This is a genomic window from Aneurinibacillus sp. Ricciae_BoGa-3 (assembly GCF_028421645.1).
GTDB lineage: Bacteria > Bacillota > Bacilli > Aneurinibacillales > Aneurinibacillaceae > Aneurinibacillus_B.
In genome coordinates this window covers 4815971-4829893 of record NZ_CP116887.1, presented here as the reverse complement: position 1 = coordinate 4829893, position 13923 = coordinate 4815971, and the positions used below count along the sequence as shown (strand labels likewise).

Below are 13923 nucleotides of genomic sequence, written 5' to 3'. Positions count from 1 at the left end.
CGCGATGAGCGTTGAAAACATCAAAACAGTGGCTGTAATTGGTTCTGGAACAATGGGTTCCCAGATTGCAATGGTGTCAAGCCTGGGCGGTTACCAGGTATTTCTGCACGACAGCAGCGAAGAAAGCTTAAAAAGGGCGGAAACACAGCTCCACGGGCATATGTCACGATGGAAGGAAAAAGGCAGAATATCCGAGGAAGGCTATCAGGATGCATTTGCCCGTCTGGTCTTCACAAGCGATCTGGCGCAGGCAGCTTCCCATGCAGACCTCATTATTGAAGCGGTTCCGGAGAAGCTGGAACTAAAGCGCCAGGTATTTGAGCAATTGGATGCACTGGCGCCGAAGCACGCGATACTTGCGACCAACAGTTCCTTTATTCCGAGCTCTAAAATTGTGGACGTAACCAAGCGGCCTGAACAAGTATGCAATATGCATTTCTTCCATCCGGTACTTGTTATGCAATTCGTTGAGGTTGTACAGGGTCCTCACACATCGGAGGTAACGGCCAAAACCGCTTATCAGTTCTGCAAGAAAATCGGAAAAACCCCTGTTCATATGAAGAAAGAGATTGAAGGGTTTATTGCCAACAGGATTCTGAATCGCATCATTGAAGAAGCTTTTTATCTGGTTGAGAACGGGGTGGCAACCATTGAGGAAGTGGACTTGGCCTGCACCAAAGCATTGAACCACCCTATCGGACCCTTTGCTTTGCTTGATCTGAGCGGATTGGATATCGGGTACTATAATGCGATGGATAAATACAAGGAAACCGGCGATGAGAAGGATCTTCCGCATCCGCTGCTGCGCGAACGGGTAGAGCGGGGGGATCTGGGGCGTAAAACAGGTAAAGGTTTCTATGACTATACGGAGAAGGCGGCAACAACGAAATAAGGAGGGCAACGAAGTGAACTTTGAATACTCGGATAAAGTAAAGAATCTGCAGGCAAAACTCAATCGATTCATGGAAGAGAATGTGTATCCAAATGAGAAACTGTACGAGCAGCAGTTAAACGAGGCAAGTGATCGGTGGACGATTCCGCCTATTATCGAGGAGCTGAAATCCAAGGCAAAAGAAGAAGGCCTGTGGAATTTATTTTTACCGGAAAGCGAGCGCGGCGCGGGATTAATCAATCTGGAGTATGCACCGCTGTGTGAAATTATGGGAAGATCGCTGATTGGGCCGGAAGTGTTTAACTGCAATGCCCCGGATACGGGAAACATGGAAGTGCTGGAGCGCTATGGCACTGAAGAGCAAAAGCATAAATGGCTGGTGCCCCTGCTCAATGGCGAAATTCGCTCCTGCTTCTCAATGACGGAGCCGGATGTTGCTTCATCTGACGCTACCAATATTGAAGCCAGCATTGTGCGGGATGGTGACGAATATGTGATTAATGGCCGTAAGTGGTGGTCTTCCGGTGCTGGTGATCCGCGCTGTAAAATCGCTATTTTTATGGGGAAAACAGATCCTACTGCAGCGCGTCATGAGCAGCAATCGATGATTCTCGTCCCCCTCGATACACCGGGAGTGGAAATTGTACGCGTGCTGCCTGTGTTTGGCTATGACCATGCCCCGCACGGCCATGCGGAAATTCAGTTTTCAAATGTGCGTGTTCCTGTATCCAACATTTTATGGGGAGAAGGCAAGGGGTTTGCCATTGCACAGGGACGCCTGGGACCGGGCCGGATCCACCATTGCATGCGGTTAATTGGCGTTGCGGAAAGAGCGCTGGACATCATGTGCGAACGGGTGAAAAACCGGGTGGCATTTGGCAAAACGCTTGCTGAACAAGGCGTTACGATGGAGAGAATCGCGGAATCCCGAATTGAAATTGAACAGGCGCGTCTGCTCACGCTTAAAGCGGCCTATATGATGGATACAGTTGGCAACAAAGAAGCGAAGGCGGAAATTGCGATGATTAAGGTTGTTGCACCGAACGTGGCGCTTCGCGTGCTGGATCGGGCGATTCAGGCGCTTGGTGCTGCAGGTGTATCCGATGATTTCCCGCTGGCCTCCCACTGGGCGAATTCCCGCACGCTGCGCCTTGCAGATGGCCCGGATGAAGTCCACCGTAACGCGATTGCTAAATTGGAACTGCGGAAGACGGGCTCATCCGGCAAAGCCGCTGCGAAAGTTTAATCAGTATGGCTATGGGAAAACTGCATGTGGTCTTGCGTAAAGAGGATATTGATGAAGTAAAAATTCAATGCACAACTGCTGTTGTACTGGACATTTTATTGGCAACCTCCACCATTACAAGCGGCTTGTTTTTTGGTGCGAAGGAATTTATTCCGGTTCTCGACGGGGAGGAAGGACTGCGGAAATCGGCTGAGCTTAAAGACGGTGAAAACCTGCTAGTAGGCGAGTATGCAGGCATTACACTAGATGGCTTTCTTTCGCCTAACCCGGCTGCCCTGCAGCCAGCAGTTGGAGGGAAAGGGGTTATTCTATCCACTACGAACGGGACCGTTGCCATTCGAAAATGCGCTTCGGCCCAGGAAGTTTATATCGCCTCGCTCTTAAACGCGGAGGCTGTTGCCAGGCACATAAACAGCCAGCATGGAGAGGATACGCTAGTGATTGTCTGCTCAGGTTCCTCTTCTCTATTCTCCCTGGAGGATTTCTACGGTGCGGGCTACCTGTTGCACTGCATCCAGGAGCAAGCAGGAAGCGGGGTATGGGATCTAACGGATGCGGCGCAGGCTGCGCTTGGATACTACACAGCCTACCAGGAACAGGCAGGCTCCATTCTGCTTGCGTCCCGGGTAGGGCAGATGATTGCGAACATGGGGTATGAGGAAGAAGTGCGTTTTGCCGCACGCAAAAGCGTGATGGATATTGTGCCTTATCTGGATGGCGAGCGTGTGATACTAAAATAGGGGCCGCTATGGCCCCTTATATCTTTTGTAAAGGAAAGTATATTTTGCTCTAACGTGTTCAAGTGCCTTGAGCGATGTTTTCCTCATTGTACGGATACGTGGTATTCCCGCATCCAGCGGTCAATCTGGATAAGGAAAGCGAAGAACTGCGGCACATTCATAAGCTGCCCAAACCATGGCATATGGATTGCGGAAACATCTGCAGAGGCGAATTTCCGAACGGCCGGTACATCTATAAATGGGAGAAGCGGGGACGCATAATCATCCAGAATGTGCAGCACCCTTTGCTGCACGGCTGCTAAATAGGAAGGGTTATGTGTTTTCGGGTAGGGGCTTTTACGCCTCTCCAGCACGTCATCCGGCAGCATACCCGCCAGTGCTTTTCGGAGGATGCCTTTTTCCCGTTGACCGTATGTTTTAAACTCCCATGGAACATTCCACATGTACTCCACCAGACGGTGATCACAGAAAGGAACCCGGACTTCAAGGCCTGTCGCCATGCTCATCCTATCTTTTCGATCGAGGAGGGTGGGCATCCAGCGGGTGAGATTCAGGTAAAACATCTCACGGATGCGTGCATCCTGCGCATTCTCGCCTTGCAGCCGCGGTACTTCATCCAGCGCCTGCTGATAGCGATCTGTTACATATTGTTCCGGTTTGATTAGCTCTTTAAGTTCGCTTGAATAGAATTTTATTTTATCCTGCACATTTCGCGCCCACGGGAACGTTGTCGACTCAAGGGCCTCTTTGCGATGAAACCATGGATAGCCGCCAAAAACTTCATCCGCGCACTCGCCGGATAGCGCGACCGTTACTTCCTTTTTGATTTCTTTGCAGAAAAGGTAAAGCGATCCGTCTATATCCGTCATGCCCGGCAAATCTCTGCCGCTGACAGCTGTATCAAGCGATTCAATCAGGTTTGGTGTATCAAAGAATATGTTGTGGTGTACGGTTCCGAGGTAACTCGATACTTTCTCAACCCACGGTGCATCCGGGTTTGGCTGGAATTCATTGGCCTTAAAAAAGATGTCGTTATCGACGTAATCAACGGAAAATGTATGGAGAGCCCCTCTTCCTTTCTCCTGGAAGTATTCAGAGGCGAAAGCGGAGATAGCGCTGGAATCGAGCCCTCCGGACAGCAGCGTGCAGACAGGTACATCTGCGACCAGCTGCCTCTGTACAGTGTCCCGGAACAAGTCTCGGATATGTTCAATGGTTTGCTCTAATGTATCCTCATGCGGGCGGCTTTCTAGAGACCAGTAGGCCCTGGTCTGCAATCCCTGGCGGCTGTATCGCAGGAAATGGCCTGGCAAAAGCTCATGAACATTATGGAACACCCCGACGCCAGGTGTTCTTGCTGGACCGAGCGCGAAAATCTCCGCAAGCCCTTCAGCCTTCATTACCGGGCTTACCGACGGGTGAGCCAGTAAAGCTTTTAACTCGGATCCAAACACCAGCGTTCCGTTCTGTTCCGAATAAAATAACGGTTTTACACCCAGGCGATCCCTGGCCATAAAGAGTTCCTGGGCTGCCTCATTCCAGATAGCAAAAGCAAAAATACCGTTTAAACGATCCAGGCAGGCTGCACCCCATTCAATGTAAGAAACAAGCAGCACTTCCGTATCGGAGGTCGAGATAAATCTGTGGCCCCGGACGGTTAACTCATTGCGTATGTCATCCGTATTGTAAAGCTCCCCGTTGTATACCATTACAAACTTGTTATCACCATGCTCGCGGATCATCGGCTGTGCGCCTCCGGCAGGATCTACCACAATCAAACGCCTGTGCCCGAAAGCCGTATGTCGCCCTATCCATGTTCCTTCGTTGTCAGGACCACGTGGAACTAACGTGTTTGTCATGGCTGCAAGCAGATTTTCATTCTGTTTTGCATCCTCATTCCAATTAATCCAGCCTGTGATTCCACACATGTAATATCCCTCCACTTATGAACCCAATTTTTCCCGGTAACTTACACTATGCAGGCGCCTATAAACCGGAAACCCTGAAGCGAAAAAAAATCATGATAATTTCGCTGCTGATGTAAACAATAACACTATCTTTTACACAGCGGGGTGGTATTATGGAATCCGGTCCAAATCGACAAGGAAGCGCGCACAGCAAGAAGGATGAGGTGGAGGCAGCAGTTCCCCATCAAATGCGATCGCCGGAAGCCTGGGAAGCCAGGCCTGATTTAAAAGAACCGTTTGTTAATGAATATGGGGTTGTGATCGGTGACAATTTCTATGATTCACCTCAGTCGCCTTTGAATAATTGGAGTAAAGATGCAGATCCGGCCATCATGGCGGGTGATCAGTGGGTTCACCCGACTAACGATATTGGGTGGAATACCGCTGAGAATCAAGAACTACTAAAAGAAGGAATCCTCCCGCAAAGCGGCATCTTCATGCATCCAACAAAGGATGTCAGCTATCGCAAGGACTGAGAAAAATTGTGGGTCTAAACTGCCCATATAAAGTATCGAGTGTAAAAACGCTGCGGCAACATGCCTGCAGCGTTTTTTTCATTATAGATAGTGAAAAGGAACCATTAATGAATGCAATAAGCACACAATTTATGATAGGGCTAAACTTTTGATTTTCATATACCGTTAAGAATAATATACTAGGACTAAATGAGTGAACAAAACTTGTATGCTGCAGCGTCAATTTGAGTTGTATATGCAGAAGGTTTGAAATAATAAACGCTTCCCCATAGTCTTCTAATAAGAGGTGACAAACTTGGAAATGAACCAATACCTTGATATGTTCGTTGAGGAATCAAAGGAACATATACAGGCCATAAATGACCATTTACTTGAACTTGAAAACGCCCCGGAAAGCATCGATATTGTGAACGAAATCTTCCGCTCCGCCCACACCCTTAAAGGGATGGCAGCTACGATGGGTTTTGAAGATATGACGACGTTGACGCACGAGATGGAGAACGTCCTTGATCAGGTGCGCAACCACAAGCTCGTTGTAAACAGCGATATGATGGATGTTATTTTCCGTTGCGTCGATCTGCTGGAAGGCATGCTGTATTCCATCGCCGGCGGTGGAGACGGACGTGAAGATGTGTCGGCCGTAGTCGCTCAGCTGCACGCTATCCTGAACGGGGAGACGGTTGTGCAGGCAGCGCCGAAGGTCCTGCCGGAGGACTCAGCGGCAGCGAACCCTGAAGCGGCACCCGATGTTGAAGCTTCCGCTGCTTCCCGGCTGCATGCGTTTGACCAATTTGAGATCACCGTACTGGATCAATCCGTTCAAGCGGGCCATCAGGCTTATTGGATCAAGACATCCGTGCGTGATGACTGCGTATTGAAGGCAGCGCGGGCGTATATGGTATACGACAACCTGGAATCGCTTGGTGAGGTGATCAAAACCACGCCTTCGGTTCAGGATTTAGAAGAAGAGCGGTTTGAGAAATCCTTTGAGATTGTGCTGATTACCAGGGAAAGCCAGGAGAAAATCGAGTCGACTGTCCTCAATGTTTCCGAGATTGAAGGGGTAGAAGTTGAGCTTATCGATATCCATTTATATAAGGCGGACCACCTGAGAGAAGCAAAACCGCAAGCCCAGGCTAAACCAGCGGCAGGAACAAAACAAGCTGGTGCAAAACCTGCAGATGCGGATAAATCAGCCCCCAAGAAGGCAGCTGCCGGCAAAACCATCCGCGTGGATATCGAACGGCTGGATGTGCTCATGAATTTGTTCAGCGAGCTTGTGATTGACCGGGGCCGGCTGGAGCAGCTGGCGCATGAGCTCAACAAGAGCGCCCTCACCGAAACGGTGGAGCATATGAGCCGCATCAGCGGGGATCTGCAGAGCATCATTCTCACGATGCGGATGGTGCCGGTTGAACAGGTGTTTAACCGTTTCCCGCGGATGGTGCGCGACCTGGCTAAAGAGCTCAACAAGAAAATCAACCTTGAAATTATCGGGGCGGAAACTGAACTCGACCGCACGGTAATCGATGAAATAGGCGACCCGCTCGTGCATCTGCTGCGCAACTCGCTCGACCATGGCGTGGAGCCGGCAGACAGGCGGCGGATGGCGGGCAAGCCGGAAGAAGGGCTTGTGCAGTTGAAGGCGTATCACAGCGGCAACCACGTCTTTATAGAAGTAAAGGACGATGGAGCCGGCATTAACCGGGAAAAGGTGCTGGCCAAAGCGCTGGACAAAGGCGTTGTAACCGAGCAGCAGGCCCAGTCGCTTACCAACAAGCAGATCGATGAATTGCTGTTTGCTTCCGGCTTAAGCACAGCCGATAAAATTTCTGATATTTCCGGGCGCGGCGTCGGGCTCGACGTGGTGAAAACCAAGATCGAATCGCTCGGCGGAAGCGTCAGTGTCGATTCCAACCCGGGCGTAGGCACGACGTTCTTAATCCAACTGCCGCTAACCCTGTCGATTATCTCTGCGATGCTCGTGCAGGTCGAAGATGAGAAGTATGCCGTACCGCTGAGCTCCATTATCGAGACCGCCGTGTTCTCACCGGATCAAATTATGCATGCCCACAGGCAGGATGTCATTGATTTCCGCGGACGGGTCGTGCCGCTTGTATCGCTCAAGAGCCTGTTCTCCATACCGGACAACGGCATCGCGAAAGAAGAAGACATCTCGGTTGTCATTGTACGCAAAGGCGACAAAATGGCCGGGCTGGTGGTGGATTCTTTCATCGGCCAGCAAGAGATCGTCTTAAAGTCGCTGGGCAAATACCTGACAAATGTGTTTGCTGTATCAGGCGCAACCATTCTTGGAGACGGACAAGTGGCGCTTATTATCGACTGTAATGCATTGATTAAATAAGGGGGGACGAATTTCATGTTCGATCAGTCAACTGTAATGGAAGAAATCAAGGTAATCGTTTTTCGCCTAAAAGAAGAGGAATACGGCGTAGAAGTACATCAGGTCCGATCTATAGAGCGGATGGAATCCATTACTCGCGTGCCGCGAACCGCCGATTTTGTTAAGGGGGTTATTAACCTGCGCGGCGTTGTCACTCCCATTGTGGATTTGCGCGGCCGCTTCGGACTTGAAGAAACTCCTTACACCGAATCGACCCGAATCATTATTGTTGCAACAGGTGGGCTTGAAATCGGCTTAATTGTGGATGCCGCGAATGATGTTATTGATATTCCGGTTAACGCCATTGCGCCGCCTCCTGAAGTTGTAGGCGGAATTGATGCGGTCTATCTTCGCGGGGTCGCCAAACTCGAAAAACGCCTGCTTATCCTGTTAAACCTGGATAATGTGCTAAACAAAGAAGAGCTAAGTGTGCTTGCAAAATTATAACGTGCTTGACCTATATTTGGGGTTAGGAGATATTGCGGATGAATAACACAATTTTGGTTGTAGACGACGCAGCCTTTATGCGCATGATGATTAAAGGGTTCCTTACGAAGTCCGGCTTCTCGCGGATAGAGGAGGCCGCTAATGGGGTTGAGGCGGTAGAGAAGTATAAATCGGCTCACCCTGCTTTGGTAACAATGGATATTACGATGCCTGAGATGGACGGAATTGAGGCAGTCAAGGCCATCCGCCAGATCGATCCGAACGCCAATATTATAATGTGCTCCGCCATGGGGCAGCAAAATATGGTCATACAGGCACTGCAGGCCGGCGCTAAAGATTTCATTGTTAAACCATTTCAGGAACAGCGCGTTATTGAAGCTATTAAAAAGGTGCTGGGGTAATAGTGTTGGAACGATTTTTACTTTATCCTGTGCCAAGTCTTAAAGCGGCAGCGGCCAGGAGATAACAGAATAATAAGGGTGTGGGAATGGCGGGTGGCTGATGGCTCCCGCCATTTTTGCTGGATAGCAAAAGTATTGCTTTCCTATCCACATCAGAGCAACTAAGGCTGTCGACCTTGGCTTGGTCCCAAAACACTCAAGAAAAACATCGCGAGGCGCATGTCCGCACCTTTCTTTCCCCCTGTGGAGCGTGTGGAACAGAGGACGAAAAAGACCGGCAACTGTCTCCATCACCCCGATACCCAGATGTTGCACCTAAACGGTATAAAGGAATCTAAGGCCATTGCCTGCGCTTACGCTTGCCACTGACCAAGATTCCCTAATGCCGGTCCGTCCGTCGTTGCACAAAGCGGCCGTAAAAACTTCTAATGAGGGGAAAGGAGAGAGCGGCATGGCCCGCGATGTTTTCTTTTGCATACCGCAATTGTCGCGTGCCCTATCGTCAATGTGATATGATTCTTGTGAGGAGAACCTTCAGGAATAGAAAGGATTTGTTTGGTATGCCTACTGAATTTCGTGTTTGTGATGAGTGCAAAATGATCAATATAAAGTCGATGGTTCCACTGTTAAAAGAAATAGACCCGCAGGCTACGATAGAGATGGGATGCCAATCCTACTGCGGTATAGGCTTTAAAAAACATTTCGCTGTCGTCAACGGCCGCTACATAACGGCACCTACCGAGCAACAGCTCATTGAGAAAATAAAAAAGCACCTTGCCCGGAAAACCATTTAAATTTATATATAAATGTGCTCAACGACCAAAGGACCAACCTCAGCTATGCTGTGTATTCGGGTTGGTCCTTTGGTTCAAGCTATATAGTAGCAGACGTGTCTCGTAATTAAATAACCTGAATTATTCAAACGCTGGAGCTTTCGGCTGCTCAGCAATAGCTGCAATCAACAGATGGATGGCCTGGTGTTTGCGCTCCTGTATATCGTCCACTTCATTTAGGCTTTCAATGAATTGTTCCATCTTGTTGCTCATAAAATCTCCTCCTATCAGGATGGTGTTGTTCTTTTATTTCCCACCAGAGAAGAGGTTGAAACTGTCTTTATTTTACAAGCAATACGTCACATTCAGCGTGCTGGCTGATCGTTTGGCTCACGCCGCCCAGCATAAGGCGTTCATAATTGGACAAACCCCGGGAGCCCATTACGATCAAATCAACTTCCAATTCCGCTGCTTTATCCAAAATAAGCTTTTTCGGGTCTTCTTCCTGTATAACTGTATCGATGGAGATGGACTTTTGTTTGAATAAAGGTTGAATCTCCGCTGCCTTTTCTTCCCAATAGCGAATAACTTCCGCATCATTAAGCTTTGATCCAAGGAAAAATGGGGAAATGGAAGGATAAGCAATAAGAATGGTGACATGGGCACCGTCTGCGGTTGCAATCTCTGCCGCTTTCCCGGCTGCTTTTCGGGCGTGATCGGAACCGTCATAGGCAAGTAAAATATGCTGGTACATGTTACACCTCCACTAGTTATCGGACTTATGTTCATTGTAATAGCCGGTCCTTTTTTCGTCAAAACGTAGTTGTAAAGGATTTGCTGATGATTTGCCGAAATTAATCTAAACGAAAATAGGCGGATCAATCATTGGGGCAAGGGAGATGAGGCATACATGCTCGAAAAGATTCTAGCCAGTTTTGGAATTGGTTCGGCGAAGGTCGATACGCGAATAGCGGAAGCGCGCGTCCGCATAGGGCAGGAGCTAACCGGGGAGATCCACATTACGGGGGGAGTGGCCGACCAATCTATCTCGCAAATCTATATGTCTCTATACACAAACTACTACAGGGAAACAGCGGGAACGAATGAGTTAAAGAGGGAAGTACTGGTCTCTATACGGGTGTCCGATTCCCTTACGATACAAGCAGGTGGGAAGAAGGTTATCCCATTTAAGCTGCAGATTCCTTATCACACACCTGCCTCGTTTGGCCGCCAGCATGTATATATCAAAACGGGGCTCGATATTGACCTGGCCGTTGATGCAACGGACCGTGATACCGTTGTTGTTCTGCCCGATCTGTTGATGGATCAGGTGCTTGCAGAACTAGAAAGTATGGGTTTCCGCCATACAAATGAAAGCGGTATATGTACCTACCGTAAGCATATCCACCGCATGGTCCCTTTTGTCCAGGAATTTGAACTCGAACCAACAGCGCTTTTTAGAAGCGAGCTGGATGACATTCAACTTATCTTCGATGTGCACCCCAGCGGTGTCGACATTCTAATGGAAATTAACCGGAATGAGCGGGGATTGAAGAATCTCGTAGAAGAAATGCTTAATTTAGATGAGGAATATACCCGTTTTTCACTCGACAGAAAAACCGGTCTTATTCCAGGCGTACTGGAAACGAGGATACGCGAGGCCATTAACAGGGGCCGGGAAGCGAGGAAAAATAAACTGTGAGAGATTGGAAGATTCGTGGCAATTGGCTGGAGTATACAGTCGGAGAGCAGGAAGCAGGGCTGGATGTAGAAACGCTTCTTAAGGGACGCCTTTCTGTTTCCGGACGTATGCTTCAGCGGTTAACCCGCAGGAAAGGTATTTTTCTCAACCGTAAACAGCCCTTTCTTAAGAGAAAAGTGAAGCTTGGGGATGAAGTCAAAGTATTAATTGGTGATAGAGCTGAAGCCTCTCTTCCACCAGCCAAGATGGACTTATCGATTCTGTTCGAAGACGACGCTGTCCTGGTTTTGAACAAGCCAGCCGGGATAGCCGTCCATCCGGTGCATCCCGGGCAACATCATACTCTGGCCAACGGGATTGCTCATTACTGGCATGAGAAGGGTATAAAAGGTGCGGTAAGGCCGCTGCACCGCTTGGATAAAAACACTTCAGGAGCTATTTTGTTTGCTGGAAACAGTTTTATCCATCAACTCCTTGATAAGCAGCTTCGTGAACATTCCATTCAACGTGTGTATTATGCGCTGATTAGCGGCATGATTGGCCAGACGGGAGAAACAGGTACATTCAACAGCCCAATCGGACGGGAAAAGGGCCATCCTGTGCGGCGCTGTATTAGGGAAGACGGGGACCCGGCCGTAACGCATTACCGTGTTGTTGAATGTTTTCCTTCTTCCGAGCTGGCAGGCAAGGGCGGCGCGACACTCGTTGAAATACAGCTTGAAACGGGGCGGACTCACCAGATTAGGGTGCATTTCAGTTCCAATGGGTATCCCTTAATCGGGGATGCTTTATATGGAGGACTTGCTTTGCCAGCGTTTACGCGTCAGGCCCTTCACGCTGCAAGTCTTATGTTTTGCCACCCGGTAACCGGAGAAGAGGTGGAATGCAGGGCCCCTCTGCCATCAGATTTGGAAGAGCTTATACATAAGTTGCGTTCGTAAGGAGAGAAGCCACAATGACGGGACGATTGCAGGAGGAAAAGGTATTTAAAGACCCGGTTCACCGCTATGTACATGTGCGGGATAAATTGATATGGGATTTAATCGGTACCAGGGAATTCCAAAGGTTGCGCCGCATTCGTCAACTGGGAACCTGCTATATGACTTTTCACGGTGCCGAGCACAGCCGGTTTAACCACAGCCTCGGTGTCTATGAGGTGATGCGCAGAATCGTCAACAATTTCGAAGGGCGCATTCACTTTACAGATGAAGAGAGGCTGCTGTGCCTCAGTGCCGCACTGTTGCACGACATCGGGCACGGACCCTTCTCTCATTCCTTCGAAAAGGTGTTTCATACGGATCACGAGGCATGGACCCAGCAGCTTATTAGAGGTGACACGCAGATTAACAGTGTGCTGCGAAAAGTTTCGCCGGATTTTCCCGACTATGTTGCACAAATTATCGGCAAGACTTATAAAAATAAGTTAATTACCAGTCTGATATCCAGCCAGTTTGATGCGGATCGGATGGATTATCTGCTGCGTGACACCTACTATACAGGAACCAATTATGGCTCATACGACATTGAGCGCATTCTGAGGGTGATGCGGCCCTATAATAATATGGTGGTAATCAAGCATACCGGCATGCATGCGGTGGAAGATTATATTGTTGCCCGCTATCAGATGTACTGGCAGGTATATTTTCATCCTGTCACCCGAAGCGCAGAAGTCATACTGCAGAAAATTTTTCAGCGCGTTAAGTTTCTTTACCGGCACGGATATGCATTTGCCCGAAAGCCCGATCATTTCCTTACATTGTTCGATCAGAGTATTTCGCTGGATGAATACCTTGCGCTTGATGAGTCTGTCGTATTATTTTATATGAGTGAATGGTGCAAGGAGAAAGATGACATTCTCCGCGATTTATGCGATCGCTTCATCAATAGGCGGTTGTTCGTTTACATCGAACATGATGATCGGATTAAAGATGCAGCCTGGAAGCAGGGGATCGAGGAGCTTTTTCGCAAGGCTGGCATTGATCCGGATTATTATCTTGTCGAAGATTCTCCATCTGACCTGCCGTATGATATATATGGGGTTAGCGAAGAGAATGGCGAGAAAACCCCTATTTATCTACTGATGCCGAGTGGGAATCTGGAAGAGTTATCTCTTTGCTCACCTATTGTAGAAGCTATCTCCGGTAAGAGGCGTTTTGATCACAAGCTGTATTTTCCACTAGACCTTCTGGAGGACGGTACGCGCGAATCTGAAGTCATGAATAAAATCAAGCATATGCTCCGTATCTAGTACGGCGCTGGCGAAAGGGAGTAGAGAAAATGGAGCTGTTTAACAATAAAGGCAAGCAGGGCGGCTTTAATATTATAAGCAACAAGAATCAGGTGCATGGCGGGTATGGTGCGGGAACCATCGATCTCGGCAACGTTTCGTCCATCATCGTGGATGAAGAGACAGCGGTGATTGACATTGGTGCCATGCATGCGAAAAGCGCGGTGGAGAAGGGTATCAAATTCTCCGCGAATAAAGAAGATGTTCCAAACGGAAAAACCTATTGGCTTGTCTGGGTGGCGGTTGATCAGGCTGAAGGCGGCGCTTACTACGCGGGCGTTACCGCCTGTGAAATGCTCATTGACAGAGAAGCGCGCCGGGGATGGAAAATCCTTGCCGATCACGTGAACAAAATGGACTATGCAATGAAGCGCCGTTACATCCTGGAAGGTTTAGGCGAGAAGGAAAAGAAAAACCTGCGTGAACTGCTGGAGAGCAACAATCCGATGATGTGGGCGAATTCCCCGGATGAACTCAAGAAGAAACTTTCCTAATCAACATCCTTGCCTCTTCATTAAAACCCGAAAGAAAAAAATTGTGAGGCAATGACCGCTCCTTTCTTTCCCCAAAGCGGCCGTAAAAGCTTCT

At 48.9% G+C, this 13923-nt stretch carries 15 protein-coding genes; 12 read left to right on the top strand and 3 right to left on the bottom strand.

The window, feature by feature from the left end; genetic code table 11:
• Window positions 1–4 precede the first annotated feature (4 nt).
• Genes PP175_RS24490 through PP175_RS24480 form a run of 3 tightly spaced genes read left to right on the top strand, consistent with a single transcriptional unit; the run spans window position 5 to window position 2878 of the window.
• Window positions 5–892 (top strand): 3-hydroxyacyl-CoA dehydrogenase family protein, encoded by an 888-nt coding sequence (locus tag PP175_RS24490; RefSeq protein WP_272440797.1) that lies wholly within the window; start codon window positions 5–7, stop codon window positions 890–892.
• A 13-nt stretch (window positions 893–905) separates the two neighbouring features.
• Entirely contained in the window at window positions 906–2138 is a 1233-nt protein-coding gene (locus PP175_RS24485; protein ID WP_272440796.1) for an acyl-CoA dehydrogenase, read from the top strand.
• A gap of 5 nt (window positions 2139–2143) precedes the next feature.
• The gene (locus PP175_RS24480; RefSeq protein ID WP_272440795.1) at window positions 2144–2878 is read left to right on the top strand and encodes a 2-phosphosulfolactate phosphatase; all 735 of its coding nucleotides are present in this window, start codon (window positions 2144–2146) and stop codon (window positions 2876–2878) included.
• A gap of 83 nt (window positions 2879–2961) precedes the next feature.
• On the opposite strand, the gene asnB is transcribed toward PP175_RS24480, so the two are convergent.
• A complete protein-coding gene (gene asnB / locus PP175_RS24475) occupies window positions 2962–4806 on the bottom strand; it encodes an asparagine synthase (glutamine-hydrolyzing) (protein ID WP_272440794.1) in 1845 nt (614 codons plus the stop codon).
• Between the two features lie 152 nt (window positions 4807–4958).
• Here asnB and PP175_RS24470 point away from each other — a divergent pair, with 152 nt between their 5' ends.
• The 5 genes from PP175_RS24470 to PP175_RS24450 all read left to right on the top strand — a co-directional run bounded on the left by PP175_RS24470 (window position 4959) and on the right by PP175_RS24450 (window position 9367).
• On the top strand, window positions 4959–5321 hold the full coding sequence (locus PP175_RS24470; protein ID WP_272440793.1) for a DUF3905 domain-containing protein: 363 nt from the start codon (window positions 4959–4961) through the stop codon (window positions 5319–5321).
• Between the two features lie 295 nt (window positions 5322–5616).
• A complete protein-coding gene (locus PP175_RS24465) occupies window positions 5617–7686 on the top strand; it encodes a chemotaxis protein CheA (RefSeq protein WP_272440792.1) in 2070 nt (689 codons plus the stop codon).
• A 15-nt stretch (window positions 7687–7701) separates the two neighbouring features.
• On the top strand, window positions 7702–8172 hold the full coding sequence (locus PP175_RS24460; protein WP_272440791.1) for a chemotaxis protein CheW: 471 nt from the start codon (window positions 7702–7704) through the stop codon (window positions 8170–8172).
• A 38-nt stretch (window positions 8173–8210) separates the two neighbouring features.
• Entirely contained in the window at window positions 8211–8573 is a 363-nt protein-coding gene (locus PP175_RS24455) for a response regulator (RefSeq protein WP_272440790.1), read from the top strand.
• A 560-nt stretch (window positions 8574–9133) separates the two neighbouring features.
• Window positions 9134–9367, top strand: coding sequence for a YuzB family protein (locus PP175_RS24450; protein WP_272440789.1), 234 nt, complete (start codon window positions 9134–9136; stop codon window positions 9365–9367).
• Window positions 9368–9487: 120 nt separating this feature from the next.
• Here the strand turns inward: PP175_RS24450 and PP175_RS24445 are convergent, their stop codons facing one another.
• Together PP175_RS24445 and PP175_RS24440 are read right to left on the bottom strand one after the other, a co-directional pair.
• Entirely contained in the window at window positions 9488–9619 is a 132-nt protein-coding gene (locus tag PP175_RS24445) for a hypothetical protein (RefSeq protein ID WP_272440788.1), read from the bottom strand.
• 67 nt (window positions 9620–9686) lie between these two features.
• Window positions 9687–10100 (bottom strand): universal stress protein, encoded by a 414-nt coding sequence (locus PP175_RS24440; protein WP_272440787.1) that lies wholly within the window; start codon window positions 10098–10100, stop codon window positions 9687–9689.
• A gap of 156 nt (window positions 10101–10256) precedes the next feature.
• Here PP175_RS24440 and PP175_RS24435 point away from each other — a divergent pair, with 156 nt between their 5' ends.
• The 4 genes from PP175_RS24435 to PP175_RS24420 are packed head-to-tail and all read left to right on the top strand — an operon-like array spanning window position 10257 to window position 13829.
• Window positions 10257–11048, top strand: coding sequence for a sporulation protein (locus PP175_RS24435; RefSeq protein ID WP_272440786.1), 792 nt, complete (start codon window positions 10257–10259; stop codon window positions 11046–11048).
• Entirely contained in the window at window positions 11045–11989 is a 945-nt protein-coding gene (locus PP175_RS24430) for an RluA family pseudouridine synthase (protein WP_272440785.1), read from the top strand. The genes PP175_RS24435 and PP175_RS24430 overlap by 4 nt, the downstream gene beginning before the upstream one ends.
• 14 nt (window positions 11990–12003) lie before the next feature.
• Entirely contained in the window at window positions 12004–13296 is a 1293-nt protein-coding gene (locus PP175_RS24425) for an HD domain-containing protein (protein WP_272440784.1), read from the top strand.
• Between the two features lie 29 nt (window positions 13297–13325).
• Complete coding sequence (locus PP175_RS24420; protein ID WP_272440783.1) at window positions 13326–13829, top strand: YwhD family protein; 504 nt, start codon at window positions 13326–13328, stop codon at window positions 13827–13829.
• Window positions 13830–13923: the final 94 nt, after the last annotated feature.